We start from the raw sequence: 22,003 nt of genomic DNA, 5'->3' as shown, positions 1-22,003 counted from the left end.
CGACGCGCGACCCCCCTCGTAGACTTGCGGGTAAGCAGCCGGTTGGCTGCCACGGTCTGTCGGCCCGAGTGGGCCCGACCAACGTGACCGGGGAGGAGTGCCGTGCCGCTCTCGGAGCACGAGCAGCGGCTGTTCGAGCAGATCGAGCGGTCGCTTGCCGAGGACCCCAAATTCGCCTCGGCCGTGCGCGCCAGCGATCCGCGCTTCCATGCGCGGCGTCGCCTGCTCGTCGCCGCCGGCGTCATCATCGCTGGCTTGGCTCTACTGGTCTATGGCGCGGTGATCAAGACTCCACCACTGGCGGTGGCGGGCTTCGTCGTCATGCTGGCGTCGGCCGCGTTCGCGGTGCAGTCGCACCGGCGGGCGCAGTCACCCGACCTGCACGTGGTGGGCGGCACGACGAGTCGTCGTCGTCCCCGCGGTGGTGGCCGATCCGGTCGCCGGTCGTCGATCCTGGACCGCATGGAGGACAGGTGGCGGCAGCGCCCGGAGGGGCACCGCTGAGCCGGTCCCGCCGCTGAGGCGGGGCGCACGCCGCGACGAGCGGTCGCCGGGCACAGGCCCCCGGCGACCTCCGTCGTATCCGCGCGCCCTCACCCAGTTCCGTGCGCCCTGCGCTGCCGCCACCACCGGCGCCCATGAACAGTTGATGGTGAGTAGCTGCCAGGAGCCGTCGGCAACTACTCACCATCAAATGATCACGAGTGGTGACGCCGGAGGCGTCGTGGCGGGGTGGTAGTGGATCGAGGGGTGGGTGGGTCTGGGTCTGGTCAGCGAGCGGCCCGGTCGGCCAGCAGCCGCCGGGGGCTCAGGCGCAGCAGTCGATACCGGGCCCGCGCGGTGAGCCCCATCATCCGGCCGGAGGTGTCCGCCAGGGCGGTCCGCCACCGTAGGAGCACCGAGGGCGGCAGCACGGCGGCGACGAGGCGGGTGCGACGGTCCGCCTGGCTGGCGAGCGCCCCCCGGACCGCGCGTAGTGCCGGCAGCAACGGCTCACCGGTCAGTGGATCCCGGGCGTAGCGGGCCCGCTCCTCCGCCCGGCCGAGCAGCCGTGCCGACCCGACCGCGTTGTCGTCGTCGAGGGCGTCCCGGACCAGCCGGTCCGCGGTCGCCCTGGGCGTCTCGGTCGGATCGACGGGGACTCGGAAGTCGACAAGCGTGTCGAGCAACTCCGCCCAGGCGGCGTGCGCGTCCGCGCGGGCCCGGTTGGCGTCCGCGCCCACCACCAGGACGGGGCGCGTTCCCGGCTCGCTGTCGTCGTCGACCCTGGCGGCGGCCATCTCCCCGCCCGCCACGCGGCTGCCCCGTCGGCGGCGCAGCGCCATCCGGCGCAGTGCGGGCACCGCGAGCAGTGCCAGCAGCACCACCAGGCCCGCTGCCCACCAGGGCCAGACCGGCGGCTGCTCGGACGGGGTCGTCCCGCCGAGGGCGAGCCCCTCGTCGGTGTCCCGGTCGGCGTTGTCCGGGCCGGCCGGGCCGGCCGTGGCTTCCGGGCCGGTCGGGGTGTCCGAGGTGCCGGTGTCCGGGCTGGACGGTTCCGGTGCGTCAGTGTCCGGTGCCCAGGCCGACCGGGTGGAGCCGGGAACCCCGTACGCCGGGGTGGCGTCGAACGGCACCCAACCGGCCCCGTCGAAGTAGACCTCGGTCCAGGCGTGCAGGTTGAGGTTGGTGAGCGTGAAGGTGTCGCCGTCGCGCTTGCTGCCGTTGGTGAACCCGAACGCGACCCGGGCCGGGATGCCGGCCGCGCGGACCAGCCAGGCCATCGAGGCGGCGTACTGCTGGCAGTAGCCGACCTTGTTGGTCAGGAAGTTGACGATGTCCTGACCGCTGCTGCCGCTCTCCGTGCTCAGCCGGTACTTGAATCCGTTGTCGGCCGAGAAGTGCTGGTAGATCGCCAACACCTTGTCGTAGTCGGTGCGCTTGCCCTGGGTCAGCCCCTGGACCAGCTCCTCCACCTCGGGCACCGGCGCGGGGGTGGCGGTCATCTGTCGGCGTACCGGGTGTTCGGACGGCAGTGACGGCGCTGCCCGCAAGGCGGCGGGGGTGAAGGTGGAACGGACGTAGTCGAAGGAGTACTTCCGACCCCGGGAGTTTTCCCGGTTGGAGAAGACGACCTGCTGGTTGGTGTCGTAGAGCCAGTTGTTGCTGAGGTTGTCGGTGCTGGTCGGCTCGGCGTACACCGGCATCAGCGACATGCTCAGGCTCTTGGTGACCTCCACGGTCGCCTGGTAGGTGGTCTGCTGCACGCCTCGGCCGGCACGGTCGGCCGGGTCCGGCAGGGCCTCGTTGACGGACCGGCCGCTGGGGTTGCGCGCCTGGAAGCCGTTGGGGCGCAACTCGTCGGCGACCGCGTAGCGCAGGTAGAACGGGTTCGGCTCGGACGTCTTCACCTTGACGAGGTCGGCCACCTGGGACTGGTTGAGCTGGCCGGCGAGCGAGGCGAACAGGTCGATCCGACCAGAGGTGCCCGAGCCGGTGCCGTTGCCGGTGCCGTTGCCCGACCCTCGGCTGAGCGAGTCGAGCAGGCCGCCGGTCATCCCGGGCACCGCCAGCGGCAGCACCACCGCCAGGGCCACCCCGACCACCGCGAGCCGGCGGCCCGCGGACGCCAGCGGGGACGACTCCCACACGTCGACGTCGCGGCCGTCACCGGTGAACCGGCGACCGAAGCGGCGTACCCGGTCGACGTTGTCGGTGACCAGCAGCCAGAGGTAACCGGAGGCGCCGACCACGAACGGCACCGCGGGGACGCTGTCCACGTAGACGGCGACCGGCACCGAGTAGATGGCGAGCATCGGCAGCCCCGCCAGTGCGGGCCGACGCAGCCCCACGGCCAGGACGTCCACGAGCACGGCGACCGCGCCGATGCCGAGAACGGCGATGAACAGCAGCGGGTCCGTGTCCGGGACCTCGACCCCGTACGAGCGCATGTCCTGCATGGAGCCGGCGAGCAGATCGCCGAAGTACGCCACCGTGCCCGGGGTGGGCAGGACCGCGAACAACTCCTCGCCGCTCGGGAACAACCAGGTCAGGGCGAGCAGCAGACCGGCGAGCATGCCCAGCACCTGACCCCAGAGCGGGGCCCGCACGAGCCGGGTCAACGCCGCCACCCCGGCCACCACGGCGACCGCGATGATGGACTCGATCAACCACGTCCAGCCCTGGAAGATGGCCGACAGCGGCGCGGCGGCCAGCAGCGTGGCCGCGGCCGCCACCACGCCGATGTTCCGACTGCTGATCATGAGGGGAGCCTTCCGTTCATCGCACACCGCCGGCGACCGTCTCGGCCAGCGCGGCCCGCAGGGCGAAACCCTGGGCGCCCCGGCCGACCTGCGGCCACAGCGCCGGTAGCCGGCCACCGTGGTCGACGCCGACCACCCGCCAGCCGCTCTGCACCATGGCGAGGACGGCGGCCGCGTGCGCGTGTTCCGCCTCGGCCCGGGCCTTCTCCGGCAGGCTGAGCCAGGAGGAGCTGTTCAGCAGGAAGCCGACGCAGGTGGCGCCGTTGCCCCGCAGGCCGGCAAGCAACTCCGCCTCGGCCACGCTCACCGTGCCGAACAGACCGATGATCAGCCCACCGTCGGCGCGTTGGCGGACCCGCTGCACGAGGTCGGTGACCTCGGCGCGCTGATCCAGCCGGACCTCGGCGAGGTGGTCGAGCAGCGCGCCGTCCCCGCCGGCCTCCGAGGCGTCCACGTCCGCCCCCGAGCCGGTGACCAGGCGCATCTTGTAACCGGCCTGCCGCAGGTGGACGGCGATGCTCGCGGCGGCCGAGACCGACCACTCGAAGCTGGCCGTCGGCCCCTCGCCGCGATGGCTGTACGCCCTGGTGTCGAGGACGACGGTGGCCCGGCTCTCCCACGGTTGTTCCTCGCGGCGCACCATCAGCTCGCCGGTGCGGGCGGTGGACTTCCAGTGCACCCGGCGCAGGTCGTCGCCGCGCCGGTACTCCCGGGTCGCCGCGTCGTCCTCACCGTGCACCGCCACCGAGCGGGCCCGGCTGTCGCCGCTGCCCGCGTACTCGCCGGGGAGCCGGACCGACGGCAGCGGAGTGACCTGCGGGATCACCGTCAGGTGGTCGGTGCTGGGAAAGGAGCGGGTCAGCTCGCAGAGGCCGAACGGATCGGTCATCCGGACCACCAGCGGGCCCACGTCGTAGCGGCCCCGCACGTCGGCCCGCACGGTGTACGCCACGGAGCTGGCCTGGTGCGCGCCGAGCCGCTCCAACACCACCCGGGGCCGGCTGCCCAGGGCGTAGGGCAGCCGGTCCTCCAGGAGCAGGGTGCCGGTCGGCAACCGGGAGAGGTTCTGCAGACGCAGGACCACCCGGGAGTTGGCCCCGACCGGAACCCGGTGCGGGTCCAGTGAACGGTTGCAGGCCAGTTTGTAGCGGCTCCGCCCGACGTACGCGGCGGCCAACAGCGGCAGGATGGCCAACAGCACAGCCACCCGGAGCAGGTCCTTCTCACCGAGGATGCCGGCCGAGATCGCGGCCGCGACCGCAGCGGCGAGGAAGGACCGCCCGCGGGTGGTCAGCCCGCGTAGCCCGGCACGCACGTCATGGCCTCCGCGGCTCGTAGGGCGCGCGGCCGTTGCCGGCGGCGGGCCGGGTGTCGTACGGGTTGCGCTGCCGGTCGTGCGGCAGCGGCAGGCGGTGCACCAGCTCGGAGACGATCGCGTCGGTGGTGCGTCGGGCGAGCTGCGCGTCGGCGGTCGGGATGATCCGGTGGGCGAGCACCGGCACCGCCAGGGCCTGCAGGTCGTCGGGGAGGACGTAGTCGCGGCCCTCCAGGGCGGCGACCGCCCGGGCGGTGCGCAGCAGTTGCAGGGTCGCCCGGGGGGACGCGCCGAGCCGCAGGTCGGGGGCCTCGCGGGTGGCGGTGACCAGATCGATCGCGTACTGCTTGACCGCGTCGGCGACGTGCACCTGCCGGACGGTGGCGATGAGCTGCCGGACGATTGCCGCGTCGGAGACCGCGCGCAGCTCGTGCAGCGGGTCGGTGGCGCCGTGCCCGTCGAGCATGGCCAGCTCGGCGTTGGAGTCCGGGTAACCCATGGCGATGCGAGCGGTGAACCGGTCGCGCTGCGCCTCCGGCAGCGGGTAGGTCCCCTCCATCTCGATCGGGTTCTGGGTGGCGATCACCATGAACGGGGTCTGGAGCTGGTAGGTCACCCCGTCGACGGTGACCTGCCGCTCCTCCATGCACTCCAGCAACGCCGACTGGGTCTTCGGCGAGGCCCGGTTGATCTCGTCGCCGACCACCAGGTTGGCGAAGACGGCGCCGGGGCGGAACTCGAAGTCGTGCGTCTCCTGGTTGTAGACGCTGACCCCGGTGACGTCGCTGGGCAGCAGGTCGGGGGTGAACTGGATGCGCCGCACGGTGCAGTCGATGGACCGCGCGAGGGCCTTGGCCAGCTTGGTCTTGCCGACACCCGGGACGTCTTCGATAAGGAGGTGACCCTCGGCGAGCAGGACGGCCAGGGCGAGCCGCACGGTGGCGGTCTTACCCTCGATGACCTGCTCGATGTTGGCCACGATGGCCTCGCTGGCGGCGCGGAACTCGTCGTGCGGCAACAGGCCGCCCACCTCGTCCCAGGTCTGTTGTGTCACGGGCCTCCTCCTCGTCGCCGTCACGGCAGCTCTGTCTAGAGCACCTGGACCCGCCGTTGGGTTCGCGACGTCGAGCCTCGTTTGCCGCAGGAATCTCACTGGCCTCTCAGGCTAACCATGTTTGTCGCTATCGCCGACCCCCGCAGGTAGTCCGTCGGTTACGCACTGATATTCGCCAGCTCGGGGGAACCGGGCCGAGCCGTCCGGGGGCCGGCAGGGCGAACCTCCGGCAAGGTACACTGCGGGCATGGCCGGAGTCTTCCTGCTTCTTACCGGGCCGTGCTGATGCGCTGAACGCAGCGACAGCACGGCGGCCCCTCCTGCGCGAGGGGCTTTTTTGTGCCCTCCGCCGGCCCGGCCCGGTGGTGCCGAGACGAAGCGAAGCGAAGCGAGGAGAGACGATGAGCGAGGCAGCCGCACCGGCGGGCGACATTCCCCCGTTCCGGTACACCGCGGCCCTGGCCGACGAGATCGAGATTCGTTGGCAGGACACCTGGGCGCGCGAGGGCACCTTCCACGCACCGAACCCGACCGGCCCGCTGGCCGACCCGACCCACCCGCGCGCCGGCGCCGAGAAGCTGTACGTGCTGGACATGTTCCCGTACCCCTCCGGGGCGGGCCTGCACGTCGGCCACCCGCTGGGCTACATCGGCACCGACTGCTACGCCCGTTACCAGCGGATGGCCGGCCGTAACGTGCTGCACGCGATGGGTTTCGACGCGTTCGGCCTGCCCGCCGAGCAGTACGCGGTGCAGACCGGCACCCACCCCCGGACCACCACGGTGGCGAACATCGAGCGGTACAAGGCGCAGCTGCGCCGGCTGGGGCTGGCGCACGACGAGCGTCGCTCGGTGGCCACCATCGACACCGACTTCTACCGCTGGACCCAGTGGATCTTCCTGCAGATCTTCAACTCGTGGTACGACCGCGACGCCGGCCGGGCCCGCCCGATCGCCGAGCTGATCGCGGAGTTCGAGGGCGGCAACCGGCCCACCCCGGACGGCCGGGCGTGGGCCGAGCTGAGCGTCGCCGAGCGCCGCCAGGTCGTCGACGACCACCGGCTGGCGTACGTCTCGCAGGCGCCGGTGAACTGGTGCCCGGGGCTGGGCACCGTGCTGGCCAACGAGGAGGTCACCGCCGACGGCCGTTCCGAGCGCGGCAACTTCCCGGTCTTCAAGCGCAACCTGAAGCAGTGGATGATGCGGATCACCGCGTACGGTGACCGGCTGCTGGACGACCTGGACAGCCTGGACTGGCCCGAGCCGATCAAGCTGATGCAACGCAACTGGATCGGTCGCTCCACCGGCGCCCACATCGACTTCCCGACCACCGCGGCGCCGGTGCGGGTGTTCACGACCCGTCCGGACACCGTCTTCGGGGCCACCTACATGGTGCTGGCGCCCGAGCACGAGCTGGTCGACGCGCTGGCCCCGGCCGCCTGGCCGGACGGTGCGAGGGACGCCTGGACCGGCGGCCACGCCAGCCCGCGCGAGGCCGTCGAGGCGTACCGCAAGGCCGCCGCCGCCAAGACCGACGTCGAGCGGCAGTCCGACTCCAAGGAGAAGACCGGCGTCTTCATCGGCGCGTACGCCACCAACCCGGTCACCGGCGGGCAGATCCCGATCTTCATCGCCGACTACGTGCTGGCCGGCTACGGCACCGGCGCGATCATGGCGGTGCCGGCGCAGGACGAGCGGGACTGGGCGTTCGCCGAGGTCTTCGAGCTGCCCATCGTGCGGACCGTGCAGCCGGCGGAGGGCTTCGACGGCAAGGCGTACACCGGGGACGGCCCGGCGATCAACAGCGCCGCGCCCGAGCGCGGCCTGGACCTGAACGGCCTGGGGGTCGCCGACGCCAAGGCGGCGATCATCGCCTGGCTGGAGGCGAACGGGCACGGCACCGGCGCGGTGACCTACCGGCTGCGCGACTGGCTGTTCTCCCGGCAGCGGTACTGGGGTGAGCCGTTCCCGATCGTCTACGACGAGACTGGCGCGGCGATCGCCCTGCCGGAGGAGATGCTGCCGGTCGAGCTGCCGGAGGTGGACGACTTCTCCCCGAAGACGTTCGAGGCCGACGACGCCGACAGCAACCCGGAGACCCCGCTGTCGCGGCGGCGCGACTGGGTCGAGGTCGAGCTGGACCTGGGTGACGGGCCGAAGCGCTACACCCGCGAGACCAACGTGATGCCGCAGTGGGCCGGCTCCTGCTGGTACGAGCTGCGCTACCTGGACCCGACCAACTCCGACCGGTTCGTCGACGCCGAGAACGAGCACTACTGGATGGGCCCGCGCGGCGAGGGCGACTGCGGCGGCACCGACCTGTACGTCGGTGGGGCCGAGCACGCCGTGCTGCACCTGCTGTACGCGCGCTTCTGGCACAAGGTGCTGTTCGACCTGGGCCACGTGTCGTCGTTCGAGCCGTTCCGCAAGCTGTTCAACCAGGGCATGATCCAGGCGTACGCGTACACCGACTCGCGGGGCAGCTACGTGCAGGCCGAGGAGGTCTTCGAGCGCGACGGCGCCTACTACCTGGGCGACCTGGCGGTCAACCGTGAGTACGGCAAGATGGGCAAGTCGCTGAAGAACGTGGTGACCCCCGACGAGATGTGCGCGGCCTACGGTGCGGACACCTTCCGGGTGTACGAGATGTCGATGGGCCCGCTGGAGGTGTCCCGTCCGTGGGAGACCCGGGCGGTGGTCGGCTCGTACCGGTTCCTGCAGCGGGTGTGGCGGGCCGTCATCGACGAGCAGACCGGCGCGCTGCGGGTCACCGAGGACCCGGCCGACGAGGCGACCCGCCGGCTGCTGCACACGGTGGTCGACGGGGTCCGTGGCGACATGGACGACATCCGGTTCAACACCGCCATCGCCAAGCTGATCCAGCTGACAAACGGGCTGACCGGGCTGGCGGCCACGCCCCGCGAGGTGGCCGAGCCGCTGGTGCTGATGGTGGCGCCGTTCGCCCCGCACCTGGCCGAGGAGCTGTGGCGCAAGCTGGGTCACGACACCTCGCTGACCTACGCGGACTTCCCGACCGCCGACCCGGCGCTGCTGGTGGCCGACACGGTGACCTACCCGGTGCAGGTCAACGGCAAGGTCCGTGGCCGTGTCGAGGTCGCCGCCGACGCCTCCGAGGAGGCCGTCCGCGCGGCGGCCCTGGAAGCGGTGGCGGCGAGCCTGGCCGGCAAGGAGCCCCGCAAGGTCATCGTGGTCAAGGGCAGGATGGTCTCGGTCGTCGCCTGACGGGAGCGATACGCGCCGTGACGTCCACGGAGGCGGGCGCTGCGTTGAGCGTGATGACTCAGAGACATCAATATGTTTCTGAGTCATCACGCTCACCGGCGCATCCCGCGCCGGTCGCCGCACCGCCAGCCCGTGCGGCCGCCGGGTCAGCTCGGCCAGCCGCCCCGGCGGTTGCGCTCCCGGTGTTTACGGGCAGGCCGGCAGTGGCGGTAGCCGGTTCGGGCGCAGCAGCGAGTACGCGTGCTGCTGCGCGGGGTCCGAGTTGTTGTCCGGGTCTACCAGCAGCGCCTCGCCCGAGACGACCGCGTGGGCGTGATCGGCGGTCAGCCGCACGTACGACCCGCTTCGCAGATCGGCCACGTACCAACCCAGGTGGTACTGAAAGATCACCAGATCTCCGACGGCAGTGGGCGTGGCCACCTTGTGGAAGGGGTCGACGGTCGGGGGCCTGGTGCCCGGTGGCAACGAGGTAGCGGCGGCCGAAGCCGCCGGAGGGGTTACCCGGAACACGCGGACCGGTGCCGCCCAGTCCGGTCGCCAGACGGTCAGGGCGCGCTCGTCGCGGGACACCCAGGCCGTGGTCTGGCCGTCGGTGGTCACGTCGACCGTGGTGCCCGGTCCCGGGCTCGGCTGCGGCGCGGATCCAGCCTTTCCGTCCGGACCGACAGCGTTCAGGCGAGCCGTGGCCCGATCGAACCAGAGCAGGTCGGCGCCGTGGAACCCGACAGCGCTCACCGGGCCGGTGGCCACCGTGCGGACCGTTCCGGCAGCCAGGTCGTGCAGGGTCAGCTCGTTCCGGTCCTCGCCGAGGACCCTGGTGACGACGAGCTTCCCGTCGCGCAGCGGGGGCCGAAAGAGGAAGTCCGCGGTGCCCAGCACCTGCCGTGGTGCGGTCCTCGACTCCGAGTCCCAGGCGAAGAGTTCGGAGCCGCCGCCGCCGTGGGGTGCCGCTCGCATGAGGCTGCTGCGCGCGTACACCAGCCAGCGCCCGTCGAAAACGCCCCACAGTGGAAAGGTGAACATGTCTGGCATGGTGGCCACCTCCCTGCGTTGGCCGTTCTCCTCCTGCCAGACCAGCGTCATCGAGCCGCCGCGCTGCACAGTGGCGAACGCGGAGCGGCCGTCCGGCGCTGAAGTGAGCCGATCCTTGCTCGGGGCAGGGTCTTCATGGCCGCAGACGCTAGATCGCGCTGGCGCTGCCCGATGCCCTGCCGGCGTGATCGTCGTCCAGCCGTTACCCCCGCCGAACCGACACGATCCTGTCATCGACGTCCGCAGGCGGCAGGGGTCTGCTCGGCTCTCGCCGCAGGTCAGACCGGCATGGTTCGGCGGCGGCGTTCGGCGCGCCACCACTTGTGGACGAGGACCAGGCTGGCGATCAGGCCGAGGCTGGCCGGAGCTGCGGCGTACCAGTTGACGTGGCCGGGGGAGCTGACCGCCGCGCCGATCGCCGCGTAGCCGAAGGCGGTCGGCGCGGACGCGATCACGCTGCCGGCGAGGAAGGGCAGCACCCGCGCGCCGGTCGTGCCGTAGCCGTAACTGACCAGGCCGAAGCCGGCGATCGGTAGCAGCCGGACGGTGATGACACCGAGCACACTCTGCCGGGCGAACCACCCGTCGAGGCGGGCCAGGCGGCCACGGACCCGTTCGGCGACGAACTCCCGACCGAGCAGCCGGCCGACGGTGAACCCGATCGCGGCGGCCACGAGTGCGGCGCCCAGGGCGTACGCGGCACCCTCCAGGGGGCCGAAGATCGCACCCGCGGCAAGCGTGATGAAGGTCCGCGGAACAAGCGCCACCAGCAGTAGCGCCCCTGCGAGGATCGCCGCCACCGGAGCGAAGTCACCCAGCCGGTCGGCGACCAGCGGCAACTGCGCCGGATCCGGTCGGGGCGCCAGGAGCAGCAGGAGCCCGCACGCGCCGATCAGCAGCACGAGCAGCGCGAACCGGGCGGCCGACGGCTGCCGGAGCAGCCGCCGGACGGCACGGATCATGCCCGAGCGGCGGCCACCGCGGAGCGACGCTCATTGCGCAGTCGGTCCGACCAGGTGTCGTCAAGCGGAGGGAGCTGGTGTGCCCCGGTGGCCCAGCGCAGCAGCAGGTCGGCCAGGGCCGGGTTGCGAGCCAGCGCCGGCCCGTGCGAGTAGGTGCCCAGCAGCTTGCCGCGCCACGCGCCCTCGGTCGCGCCGTCGTTGCCGACCCCGGCGGTGACCCGGGCCAGCGGGGAGACCTCCGGACCGAGGTGGGTGCGGCCGCCGTGGTTCTCGAAACCGGTGAGCGGGGGCAGGCCCAGCCGGGGGTCGATCTCACCGGCCAGCTCGCCCACGGCCCGGCTCTCGCCCCGGTCGGAGTGCAGGTCGAGCAGCTCCAGCCCGCGACACTGCACACCCTTGGCGAAGAACGAGGTGCCGAGTAGCTGGTAGCCGGCGCACACACCGAACACCACCGAGCCCTGGGCGACCGCGCGGTGCAGGCCACCGTCGGCGAGCAACCGCTGGGCGCCGAGCGCCTGCGGGCCGTCCTCGCCGCCGCCGACCAGATAGATGTCGGCGGTCGCCGGCAGCCGCTCGTCGGAGCGGACCTCGAACACCTCGACCGGCATCCCACGCTGACGGGCCCGCCGGGCGAGGATCAGGGCGTTGCCCCGGTCGCCGTAGGTGGAGAGCAGGTCGGGGTAGATCCAGACGATGCGCAGACTCTCAGATGACACGGTCCAACTCCGCTCGGATGTCCTGGAACGCGGTGTAGTTCGCGATGACCTCCAGCCGCCCGGGCGGGACCGACCGGAGCGCGTCGTCGAACGTGCGGACGTGCTGGAACGGCACGTCGTTGACGTCCAGCCGAACCGCCAGGTCGTATGCCCGGTCGCCGGTGATCAACACCTGCCGACCACGGAGCGGGGCGAAGTCGACGTCGTAGAGCCAGGAGGTGTCCAGGCCGTCGGGGTCGCGCGCGTTGATGGAGAGCAGCGTCGGCGCGTTGTCGGCCATGTCGAACGCCTCCAGCCAACTGGCCGGGTTCTTGGCCAGCAGCAGCCGGATGTTGCGCCCGTCCTTGTCGACCTGCGCGTAGCGGCCGGCCACCGAGGTGACGATGCCGAGCCGGGAGACCGCGTCGACCGGGCGGACGCCGAACTCGGCGGCCACCGCCAGCGCGGTCGCCGCGTTGCCGAGGTTGACCTTGCCGGGCAGTTGGAGGGAGACCTTGTGCCAGGCCCCGGTGGGGTCGAGCACGCCCTCGTCCTCGACCACCCAGTGCGGCTCCGGGCGGCGCAGCGGGCAGCCGGTGCACCACCACTGCTCGCCGGAGCGCTGGATCGTGGAGCCGCACTCCGGGCAGACCCAGGAGTCGTCGTGCCAGCGCTGGCCGGCGCTGAACCACGTCACGTGCGGCGGCTTGATGCCCCGGGCGGGGTCGCCCGGCGGGGTGGCGGCCCACACCACGAGCGGGTCGTCCGCGTTGGCCACTACCCGTACGTCGGTGTGCCGGACCAGCGCCGCACGCCAGAGCTGCGCCATCATGGCGACCTCCTTGGCGCGGTCGAGCTGGTCGCGGGAGAGGTTGAGCAAGGCGACCACGTGCGGCTCGGTCGCCTCCAACACCTGGGCCAGGTAGTGCTCGTCGACCTCGAGCACCGCGTACGGCGTGCTGCCGGCCTTGGCCAGCGCCGAAGTGTGCCCGGTGGGCATGTTGGCGCCGAACGAGTTGGTGGCGACCCGGCCGAGCACGCCGACCGCGGCGGAGGTCAGCCGGGTGGTGGTGGTCTTGCCGTTGGTGCCGGAGACGAGCGCGATCGCGCGCCCGGCCGACAGGTGGGCCAGCAGGTCCGGGTCGATCTTGAGGCCGATCCACCCGCCGATCACCGAACCGTCGCCACGGCCGGCCGCCCGGGAGAGCGCCGCGGCGGTCCGTGACACGGAGCTGGCCACCTTGGCCCGTAGGGGCATTTTCGCGTCCGTCACGCGAGCGAGGTTACCGGACCGCCGAGCCCACCAGATCGCCGCCGACGGGGAACCGTTCGGCCGTGGTGGCTGCGCGGGCGGCCGGGTCGGTGTCCCCCGGACGGAGTCGATCTATGTCGGAAAGCGGACCACGCCGAGGGGCCCCGGGCGCCCTCCACTCCGCTCCACCCCTTGTGACGTGCGGTTTTGTCCTCGGGCTGGGCGCGCCACGCGGGCGAATTTGGTTGCAGGTGGAGGGAAGTGGAGTAGAGTGGGGACCAATGGTGAGGCCGGGAGGGCTCACCGGCCCGGGGGGTCAGCGGCGCCGCGAACGCCGTTCAAGGGCGAGGGGGTTGGGCCGGTGTTTCTCGGCACCCACACTCCGCGCCTGGACGAAAAGGGCCGGTTGATCCTTCCGGCCAAGTTCCGGGATGAGCTGGCGGGGGGTGTCGTGGTCACCAAAGGGCAGGAGCGCTGCCTCTACGTCTTCCCGACCCCTGAGTTCCAGCGGATCGCGGAGCAGTTGCGCGCGCAGCCGATGACACACAAGGCGGCCCGGGCCTACAGCCGGGTCTTCTTCGCCAGCGCGCACGACGAGGTTCCGGACAAGCAGGGTCGGGTGACCATCCCAGCCCACCTGCGGGCCTACGCCGCGCTGGATCGCGAGTTGGTGGTGATCGGCGCGAGCACGCGGGTGGAGATCTGGGACAAGGTCGCCTGGGAGACCTACCTCGCGGAGAGCGAAGACGACTTCGCCGACATCGAGGAGGGGGTGTTGCCCGGCGGTCTGTAGGGCGGTAACGGCGCCCGACGTACTGCGAGATCTCCAGCCGCTTTCGAGTTCCTGGCATCACTTCCCCGGTGCCAGGCGCACGATCCAGACATTGGGCGACGGTCCGGTGTCAGGCGGGAGCGGATGGGGATCTGGCGGTACGACGGCAGCGCCGTCCGACGACAGGCGCACGAGAAGAACGGACGTTTCAACCAGTGGGGGTCATCATGGGGGAGTTGCGCGGCACGCACGTGCCGGTGCTGCTCGAGCGGTGTCTCGAGCTGTTGGCCCCCGCGCTGGGTCGGGGCGGCCGGACGATCTACGTCGACGCGACGCTCGGCCTGGCCGGGCACGCGGAGGCGGTGCTCGAGGCGCATCCGGAGACGGTCCTGATCGGGCTCGACCGGGACACCGAGGCGCTCGCTCACGCGCGGGTCCGGTTGACCCGGTTCGCCGATCGGGTGCATCTGGAGCACGCGGTCTACGACGAGTTGCCGGACGTGCTGGACCGGCTGGGCTATCCGGCGATCGACGGCATCCTGTTCGACCTGGGTGTCTCGTCGTTGCAGTTGGACGCGCCCGACCGCGGGTTCGCGTACGCCCAGGACGCGCCGTTGGACATGCGGATGGACCAGACCCGGGGGGTGACCGCCGAGGAGGTGGTCAACACGTACGCGCATCCGGACCTGGCCCGGGTGCTGCGGGTGTACGGCGAGGAGAAGTTCGCCGGTCGGATCGCCTCGGCGATCATCCGGCAGCGGGAGCGGGCCCGGATCACCTCGTCCGCGCTGCTCGCGGAACTGGTACGGGACTCCATTCCGGCACCAGCCCGACGAACGGGTGGGCACCCGGCAAAGAGAACGTTTCAGGCTTTACGGATCGAGGTAAACAGAGAGCTGGCAGCGCTGGAGACAGCGTTGCCATCGGCGCTCGACGCACTGACCGTGGGCGGTCGCATGGTGGTCCTGTCCTACCACTCGTTGGAGGACAGGCTCACCAAGGCGGCCCTCACGGATCGGGTCCGCAGTAAGGGCCCGATCGACCTCCCGGTCGAGCTTCCCGGGTCCGGTCCGACGTTCCGGCTGCTCAGCCGGGGCGCCGAACTGCCCGGGGAGGCGGAGGTCGCCGCGAACCCGCGAGCCGCCTCGGTGCGGCTGCGGGCCGCGGAGCGACTCGACCCGAACGCGGCAGAGCAAGGGCGGACCGACCGCGAACGGTCTCGCCGACGGGTGAAGGGAATGCACCAACCGGGCACGGGGTCCGCCTGATCCGTGGGGGGTCAGGGGGCACCGGGACGGCCAGAGGGACGGATGTTGAGGGGGAGGGACATGAGCATTGACAAGCGCGACCGCCGGGACGTCACCGGCGGCGGCCAGCGCGCACCGCGGTCGGGGGGCCGGATCGCGGCGGAGCGGGCTCCGCGCCTCGGTAACGGTACGTCACGCATCGATCGAGTGAACCGGCAGGGGGAGACTCGCGCCCGGGGGGCGCGCGAGTTCCCGACTCAGGGCGCCGCTGCGCTGCGTCCGGTCGAGAAGGCCGCCAGCGCGACAAGCGCCCGGCCGCCGCGGCTGCGGGTGGCACCGCCGCCGCCGATCTCGGTGCCGCGGGCGCCGTTCGCGGCGCTGATCGTGGTGCTGGTGGTCGGTGGGGTGCTGGGCATCCTGGCGGTCAACACCAAGATCAATGAGAACGCGTTCCGGCTGGAGCGGCTGCAGCAGCAGCAGGCCCGACTGGACCTGGAGAAGCAGCAACTGGACAAGCAGATCGCCGACGCCGAAGCGCCGGGCAACCTGACCGCCCAGGCGAAGTTCCTGGGCCTGGTCGACGGCGGCGAACCGGGGTACATCCGGCTGCCGGACGGCAAGACCCTCGAGGTGCCGCAGCCGTCGAGCGGCCAGCCGTCGGTGACCAGCCAGGGTGCGGGAGGCTGACCGGTGCCACCAAGGTCGGACGAGCCGCGCCGGGACCCTACGGGGTCCCGGCGCGGTTCTGCACGTGACGCCCGGCCCGCCGAGGGTGAGCCGCGCTCCGGTGAGCCGGGTGTCGGGGGCATCTCCGGCGCGCGGGCGTACACCCCCAGGGGGCGCACCGTGCGTGAGGAGCGCGGCACGCCGGCGCGCGGGCAGGGCGCCGAGCAGCGGCGTACGCCGCGCAGCACCCGGTCCGGTGACCCGTTCCGGCCGGCGTTGCAGGTGCTCGACGGTGGCCGGGCCGCCGCCCGGGCCGGCCGGCGCGACGCTCCGGCCGCGGGCCGCGGCGGGGTGGTGCGCACCGTCGCGCCGCGTACCCCTCGTGGCCCGGGTGGGGACGAGCCGCCGCCGCGTCGCCGGACCACGCCGCGCGCGCCGGGTCGCGGCGACCGGCCGGCGGCCCGGCGGCCGTCGCGCAAGCCCCGACGCCCGCCGAAGCTCGCCGACTCGCGGCTGCGGCTGCGGCTCGGCACCGTGCTCGCGCTGACGCTGTTCGCCGCCATCGGGATCCGGCTGGTGTTCCTCCAGGCGGTCGACGCTCCGGCGTATGCCGGGGGCGGCATCGCCGACCGGCTCCGCACGGTCGAGCTGCCGGCACCGCGGGGCGCGATCTACGACAGCACCGGCGCGCCGCTGGCCCGCAGTGTCGAGGCGCGGTACGTGTACGCCGACCCGACCGAGGTGAAGGACCCGGCCGCCGTCGCCAGGGCGCTGTCCCCGCTCCTCGCCATCCCGGTGTCGAAGCTCGTCGAGCTGATGAAGCCTCGCCGGCTGGAGAATGGCAAGCAGTCCACCTTCGCCTATCTGGCGCGGGGGGTGGAGATCCCGACCGCCAAGCGGGTGCAGGCGCTGGAGTTGTCCGGCATCGGGGTGCACCGCGACGAGCGCCGCGAGGTGCCCGGCGGTGACCTGGCGGCCAACCTGATCGGCTTCACCAGCCAGGACATGGACGGGTTGGAGGGGCTGGAGGCCCGCTACGACGACGTGCTCGCCGGTCAGGACGGCAAGCGGGTGTACGAGGCCGGCCTCGGCGATCTCGCCGCGCCGATTCCGGGCGGTTACAGCCGGACCACGGTCGCCAAGCCGGGCAGCTCGATCGCCCTCACCATTAACCGCGACCTGCAGTTCCGGACGCAGCAGATCCTGAGCGCGGGCATGGCCCAGCAGCCGGGCGGCACCGCCGCGGCCGTGATCATCGAGATTCCGTCCGGCGCGGTGCTGGCCCAGGCCAGCAACCCGACGTACAACGCGGCGAAGCCGACGCCGAGCGACCCGGTCGCCCGGGAGGACGCCGCGACCAGCTTCGTGGTCGACCCCGGCTCGGTGCACAAGGCGATCACCTACGGCGCGGCGTTGCAGGAGGGTGTGATCACGCCGGACACCGCGCTGCCCATCGCCAACAGCATCAAGATGGGCGACACCTGGTTCTCCGACACGCACCCCGCCGGGGGCAAGCGGATGAGTGTGCCGGGGATGCTCGCCTTCTCGTCGAACGTCGGCACCATCACCATCGCCGAGCAGCTCGGCAAGGACCGGCTGATCGACTACCAGAAGCGGTTCGGGCTGGGCAAGCCCACCGGCGAGGGGATGCCCGGGGAGGCCAGCGGGCGGCTGCTGCCGGCCGAGGAGTGGAGCGGTTCGTCGCACGGGTCGGTGCCGATCGGGCACAGCGTCGACGCCACCCCGCTGCAGATGGCCGCCGCGTACGCCGCCATCGCCAACAACGGCACCTACGTGCAGCCGCACCTGGTCAAGGAGGTGATCGGCCCGGACGGCAAGCGCACCCCCGCGCCGGCCCCGGTGACCCGGTCGGTGCTCAGCCCACAGAACGCGGCGGCGCTGCGCACCATGCTGGAGGCGGTCACCACCATCGACGGCGCCACCGGCGAAGCCGCCGCGGTCCCCGGCTACCGGGTCGCCGGCAAGACCGGCACCGGGTGGCGGCTGGTCAACGGCAAGAAGCAGCCCGGCGAGGTGTCCTCGTTCATCGGTATGGCCCCGGCCGAGAACCCCCGGTACGTGATCGCGGTCTTCGCGTACGCGCCAGGTGGTGGGGGTGCGGCGATCGCCGGACCGGCATTTCGGGACATGATGCAGTTCACTCTGCGTCACTACCGGGTGCCGCCGTCGGCAAGCGGATCCGCGCCCAAGTTCGTGGTCTATCCGCGCTGAGCAGCGATGGCGGGACATCATCGGTGAGTGCCGACGAACCACCGGGGCGGCTGTGCGGCCGGAACCGGACGACCGGGTAGGGTCTGACGCCGTGCCCGGCAATCCACGTCCACGTACCGTGACCGGAGTCCGGCTCGGTGATCTCGCCGTCCGGCTCGCCGTCGACCTTCCGGCGGGCGCCGCCGACGTGGTCGTCACCGGGGTCACCCACGCCAGCCAGGAGGTTCGCTCCGGCGACCTGTACGCGGCGTTGCCCGGTGCCCGTCGGCACGGCGCGGAGTTCGCCGCCGGTGCCGCCGAGGCGGGTGCCGTGGCCCTGCTGACCGACCCGGCGGGTGCGGAGCTGGCGGCCCAGACCGGCCTGCCCGCCCTGGTGGTGCCCGACCCGCGCGCCGTGCTCGGCGAGCTGGCCTCGGCCGTGTACGGCGACCCGACCGCCGGTCTCACCGTGATCGGGGTGACCGGCACCGCGGGTAAGACGTCCACCGCGTACCTGATCGAGTCGGGGCTGCGGGCCGCCGGGCACACCACCGGGCTGGTCGGGACGGTGGAGACCCGGCTCGGTGATCTGGTGATCGACAGTGTGCGCACCACCCCCGAGGCGACCGACCTGCACGCCATGCTCGCCACCGCCCGCGAGCGTGGGGTCACCGCCGTGGTCATGGAGGTCTCCAGCCACGCGCTGGCCATGGGCCGGGTGGGCGGGGTGCGGTTCGCCGTCGGCGGTTACACCAACTTCGGCTCCGACCACCTCGACTTCCACGCCGACAGCGACGACTACTTCGCCGCCAAGGCCCAGCTCTTCGACGGGCGCTGCGCGGTCGAGGTGCTCAACCACGACGACCCGGCGCTCAAGCCGCTGCTCAAGCCGACCACCGTCACCTACTCGGCGGCCGGTGACCCGGGCGCGACGTGGTGGGCCGACGGTGTGGGCGGCGACGGGTACGCCCAGCGGTTCACCGCGCACGGCCCGAACGGCGTGGCCCTGTCCGCCGGTGTCGCGCTACCCGGCCGGCACAACGTGGCCAACGCGCTGCTGGCCATCGCCACGCTCGTCGGCGCCGGGGTGGACCCGGCGACCGCCGCGGAGGGCGTAGCCGCCTGCGGTGGCGTGCCGGGTCGCCTGCAACTCGTCGACGTCACCGCCCCGGTGCGCGGGGTGGTCGACTACGCGCACAAGACGGACGCGATCGTGGCCGCGTTGGCCGCGTTGCGTGAGCTGAGCGCCGGCCGACTGATCTGTGTGATCGGCGCCGGCGGGGACCGGGACCGGGGCAAGCGGCCGGTGATGGGCGCCGCCGCGGCGGAGGGGGCCGACGTGGTGCTGGTGACCGACGACAACCCGCGTACCGAGGATCCGGCGGAGATCCGCGCCGAGGTGCTCGCCGGGGCGTACCGGGCCGGCGCGGCCGCCCGGATCATCGAGGTGGCGGGCCGCCGCGCCGCGATCGACGAGGCGGTCCGGCTGGCCGAGCCCGGCGACGTCATCGCGCTGCTCGGCAAGGGCCACGAGCGGGGCCAGGAGGTGGCGGGCGAGGTGCTTCCGTTCGACGACAGCGTCGAGCTGGCCGAGGCGCTACGGGCCCGCTTCGGAGACCTGGCGGCCCAGCGGTGATCGCGCTGAGCCTGGCCGAGGTGGCCGCCGCGGTCGACGGGCGGCTGGTCGCCGCCGACCCGGCCGCGACCGTCACCGGGTCGGTGGAGTTCGACTCGCGCAAGGTGGGGCCCGGTTCGCTCTTCGTGGCCTTCCCCGGGGAGAAGGTCGACGGGCACGACTACGCGACGACGGCGATCCAGGCCGGCGCGGTGGCGGTGCTCGGCAGCCGCGAGGTGCCCGGGGTGCCGATGGTGCTCGTCGACGACGCGCTGACCGCGCTGGGCCGGCTGGCCCGCGCCGCGGTGGACCGGCTGCCCGAGCTGACCGTGATCGGCGTGACCGGCTCGTCCGGCAAGACCACCACGAAGGACCTGATCGGTCAGCTGACCGCCCGGCTCGGGGCCACGGTGGCACCGCCCGGCTCGTTCAACAACGAGCTGGGGCACCCGTACACCGCTTTGCAGGCCGGACCGGACACCCGCTACCTGGTGATGGAGAAGGGCGCGCGCGGGGTCGGGCACGTGCGGTACCTGTGCGAGCTGGTGCCGCCCCGCATCTCCGTGGTGCTCAACGTCGGCACCTCGCACATCGGTGAGTTCGGCTCGCAGGACACCATCGCGGTGGCCAAGGGAGAGCTGGTCGAGGCGCTGCCGCCGGACGGGTTGGCCGTGCTGAACGCCGACGACCCGCGGGTGGACGCGATGGCCAGCCGTACGCGGGCCCGGGTGGTGCGCTACGGCGAGGCGCCCGACGCGGACGTGCGCGCCGAGGACGTCACGCTCGACGAGCGGGGGCACCCGTCGTACACCCTGGTCACCCCGGAGGGGCGCGCGCCGGTGCGGCTCCGGCTGGCCGGCCGGCACCAGGTCTGGAACACCCTCGCGGCGGCGGCGGTGGCCCGGGAGCTGGGCATGCCGCTGGCCGAGCTGGCGACGGCCCTCGGCGAGCTGGGGCTGGTCTCGACCCGACGGATGGACGTCTTCGACCGCCCCGACGGGGTGACCGTGATCGACGACTCGTACAACGCCAACCCGGCCTCGATGGCGGTCGCGGTGCGGGCGCTGGCGAGCATGGGCCAGGGACGGCGTACCGTCGCGGTGCTTGGTTACATGGCCGAGCTGGGCCCGTTCGAGTACGACGGCCACGCCGAGGTCGGCCAACTCGCGGCCGAGCTGGGCGTCGACCGGCTGCTCGTGGTGGGTGAGCCGGCCGCGCCGATCCACGAAGGCGCGACAGCGGTAGCAAACTGGGGAGGAGAGTCGGTGCTGCTCACCGATCAGGCGGCGGCCGTCGAGGTGCTGCGGAGCGAGCTACGACAGGGTGACGTCGTCCTGGTCAAGGGTTCCCGGTACCGGACCTGGGAGGTGGCCGACGCGCTGCGCGCCGACGCCGCCGGGGAGCCGACCCGATGAGGGCGGTCATCGTCGCCATCGGGGTGGCGTTCCTCGTCTCGCTGTTCTGCACCCCGATCGCGATCAAGGTGTTCACCCGGCTCAAGGCCGGTCAGCCGATCCGGTCCGACGGCCCGGCCATGCACCAGGGCAAGAAGGGCACGCCCACGATGGGCGGCGTGGTCTTCATCCTGGCTACGGTGATCGCGTACGTGGCCGGGCACCTGGCCCTGACCACGCTGCCGGACCAGCAGATCGCGCAGGTGGAGCCGACAATCACGGCGCTGGTGCTGCTGGGGCTGATGGTCTTCTCCGGCGCGGTGGGTTTCCTCGACGACTTCCTCAAGGTGCGCAAGCGCAACAGCGCCGGGCTGAACAAGCGCGGCAAGTTGCTCGGGCAGATCCTGGTCGGCGCCGTCTTCGGGGTGATCGCCCTGTGGTTCCCGAGCACGATGACCGACGCGACGGGTAAGGCGACGAACACCCAGACGGTGGGCAGCACCACGCTGAGCTTCATCCGGGACATCGACTTCCTGGAGGTCAGCAAGGTCGGCGCGGTGATCATCTTCATCTTCGTGGTGATGGCCGCGACGAACGGCGTCAACCTCACCGACGGCCTGGACGGTCTGGCCACCGGCGCGTCGGTGATGGTGCTCGCCGCGTACGCGCTCATCGCGTTCTGGCAGTACCGGCACTGGTGCGCCGACCCGAGCTACACCCAGCCGTACTGCTACGAGGTCCGCGACCCGTTGGAGATCGCGCTGATAGCCGGGGCCGCGGCCGGGGCCTGTGTGGGCTTCCTCTGGTGGAACACCTCCCCGGCACGGATCTTCATGGGCGACACCGGTGCGCTGGGGCTTGGCGGTCTGATCGCCGGCATGGCGATGTCCACCCGCACCATCCTGCTGCTGCCGATCATCGGCGGGCTCTTCGTGATCATCACGATGTCCGTGGTGATCCAGATCATCTCGTTCAAGACCACGGGTAAACGGGTGTTCCGGATGTCTCCGCTCCAGCATCACTTCGAGTTGGCCGGCTGGAGCGAGGTCAACATCGTGGTGCGCTTCTGGATCATCGCCGGCATCGGCGTGGCCATCGCCCTGGGCCTGTTCTACAGCGAGTTCCTCGCCAACATGACCTGACCCGCCCTGTTCCACGATCCGCCCAAGATCCGTGCAACGTCGGCGACGTTGCTGCCTCGACGAGCTCTGAGGCAGCAACCTCCTCGAAGTTGTGCGGATTTTGGCGGTCCGACACGCCGGAGGTTTCGTTGTGGGCTCGCCGGGCGTGGCTAGCGGTGATGA

The 22,003-nt window shown here is 72.1% G+C and carries 15 protein-coding genes and 1 pseudogene; 9 read left to right on the top strand and 7 right to left on the bottom strand.

Translation table 11 applies throughout. From position 1 onward, the window contains the following. Window positions 1-102: 102 nt before the first annotated feature. Window positions 103-504, top strand: a complete 402-nt coding sequence (locus AB0C15_RS22610; RefSeq protein ID WP_124817678.1) for a DUF3040 domain-containing protein — start codon at window positions 103-105, stop codon at window positions 502-504. Between the two features lie 266 nt (window positions 505-770). On the opposite strand, the gene AB0C15_RS22605 is transcribed toward AB0C15_RS22610, so the two are convergent. From AB0C15_RS22605 to AB0C15_RS22595, 3 genes are read right to left on the bottom strand one after another with little or no spacing between them, the layout of a single operon-like run. Then, the gene (locus tag AB0C15_RS22605; RefSeq protein ID WP_357354911.1) at window positions 771-3,242 is read right to left on the bottom strand and encodes a DUF3488 and transglutaminase-like domain-containing protein; all 2,472 of its coding nucleotides are present in this window, start codon (window positions 3,240-3,242) and stop codon (window positions 771-773) included. 16 nt (window positions 3,243-3,258) lie between these two features. Continuing rightward, the gene (locus tag AB0C15_RS22600) at window positions 3,259-4,557 is read right to left on the bottom strand and encodes a DUF58 domain-containing protein (protein WP_357354909.1); all 1,299 of its coding nucleotides are present in this window, start codon (window positions 4,555-4,557) and stop codon (window positions 3,259-3,261) included. A 1-nt stretch (window position 4,558) separates the two neighbouring features. Beyond that, a complete protein-coding gene (locus AB0C15_RS22595; RefSeq protein ID WP_357354907.1) occupies window positions 4,559-5,611 on the bottom strand; it encodes a MoxR family ATPase in 1,053 nt (350 codons plus the stop codon). Between the two features lie 401 nt (window positions 5,612-6,012). Here AB0C15_RS22595 and leuS point away from each other — a divergent pair, with 401 nt between their 5' ends. Next, window positions 6,013-8,853 (top strand): leucine--tRNA ligase, encoded by a 2,841-nt coding sequence (gene leuS / locus AB0C15_RS22590; protein WP_357354905.1) that lies wholly within the window; start codon window positions 6,013-6,015, stop codon window positions 8,851-8,853. A 186-nt stretch (window positions 8,854-9,039) separates the two neighbouring features. On the opposite strand, the gene AB0C15_RS22585 is transcribed toward leuS, so the two are convergent. The 4 genes from AB0C15_RS22585 to AB0C15_RS22570 form a co-directional block, all read right to left on the bottom strand. Further along, window positions 9,040-9,936, bottom strand: a complete 897-nt coding sequence (locus AB0C15_RS22585; protein ID WP_357354903.1) for a hypothetical protein — start codon at window positions 9,934-9,936, stop codon at window positions 9,040-9,042. Window positions 9,937-10,163: 227 nt separating this feature from the next. Then, window positions 10,164-10,847, bottom strand: a complete 684-nt coding sequence (locus AB0C15_RS22580) for a VTT domain-containing protein (protein WP_357354901.1) — start codon at window positions 10,845-10,847, stop codon at window positions 10,164-10,166. Beyond that, a complete protein-coding gene (locus tag AB0C15_RS22575) occupies window positions 10,844-11,563 on the bottom strand; it encodes a glutamine amidotransferase (protein WP_357354900.1) in 720 nt (239 codons plus the stop codon). Before AB0C15_RS22575 ends, AB0C15_RS22580 begins: the two co-directional genes overlap by 4 nt. Further along, window positions 11,553-12,800, bottom strand: a complete 1,248-nt coding sequence (locus AB0C15_RS22570) for a MurT ligase domain-containing protein (protein WP_357354959.1) — start codon at window positions 12,798-12,800, stop codon at window positions 11,553-11,555. The genes AB0C15_RS22575 and AB0C15_RS22570 overlap by 11 nt, the downstream gene beginning before the upstream one ends. 355 nt (window positions 12,801-13,155) lie before the next feature. Here AB0C15_RS22570 and mraZ point away from each other — a divergent pair, with 355 nt between their 5' ends. The 7 genes and pseudogenes from mraZ (at window position 13,156) to mraY (ending at window position 21,841) form a co-directional block, all read left to right on the top strand. Beyond that, on the top strand, window positions 13,156-13,587 hold the full coding sequence (gene mraZ / locus AB0C15_RS22565; protein ID WP_030488958.1) for a division/cell wall cluster transcriptional repressor MraZ: 432 nt from the start codon (window positions 13,156-13,158) through the stop codon (window positions 13,585-13,587). Between the two features lie 206 nt (window positions 13,588-13,793). Then, window positions 13,794-14,905, top strand: a pseudogene (gene rsmH, locus AB0C15_RS22560) (16S rRNA (cytosine(1402)-N(4))-methyltransferase RsmH). Continuing rightward, a complete protein-coding gene (locus AB0C15_RS22555) occupies window positions 14,895-15,500 on the top strand; it encodes a hypothetical protein (protein ID WP_357354898.1) in 606 nt (201 codons plus the stop codon). The pseudogene rsmH and the gene AB0C15_RS22555 overlap by 11 nt, the downstream one beginning before the upstream one ends. Window positions 15,501-15,503: 3 nt before the next feature. Next, on the top strand, window positions 15,504-17,711 hold the full coding sequence (locus AB0C15_RS22550) for a penicillin-binding protein 2 (RefSeq protein ID WP_357354896.1): 2,208 nt from the start codon (window positions 15,504-15,506) through the stop codon (window positions 17,709-17,711). A 52-nt stretch (window positions 17,712-17,763) separates the two neighbouring features. Beyond that, complete coding sequence (locus tag AB0C15_RS22545) at window positions 17,764-19,326, top strand: UDP-N-acetylmuramoyl-L-alanyl-D-glutamate--2,6-diaminopimelate ligase (RefSeq protein WP_357354895.1); 1,563 nt, start codon at window positions 17,764-17,766, stop codon at window positions 19,324-19,326. Further along, window positions 19,323-20,720 carry a UDP-N-acetylmuramoyl-tripeptide--D-alanyl-D-alanine ligase gene (gene murF / locus AB0C15_RS22540; RefSeq protein ID WP_357354893.1) on the top strand — a complete coding sequence of 466 codons (1,398 nt, stop codon included), beginning with the start codon at window positions 19,323-19,325 and terminating at the stop codon, window positions 20,718-20,720. Before AB0C15_RS22545 ends, murF begins: the two co-directional genes overlap by 4 nt. Then, window positions 20,717-21,841 (top strand): phospho-N-acetylmuramoyl-pentapeptide-transferase, encoded by a 1,125-nt coding sequence (gene mraY / locus AB0C15_RS22535; RefSeq protein ID WP_357354890.1) that lies wholly within the window; start codon window positions 20,717-20,719, stop codon window positions 21,839-21,841. Before murF ends, mraY begins: the two co-directional genes overlap by 4 nt. Window positions 21,842-22,003: the final 162 nt, after the last annotated feature.

Origin of the sequence: Micromonospora sp. NPDC048835 (genome assembly GCF_040649995.1) — a bacterium.
GTDB lineage: Bacteria > Actinomycetota > Actinomycetes > Mycobacteriales > Micromonosporaceae > Micromonospora.
Note: the sequence above shows the minus strand (reverse complement) of the source record. Positions and strands in the feature narration are given on the sequence as shown.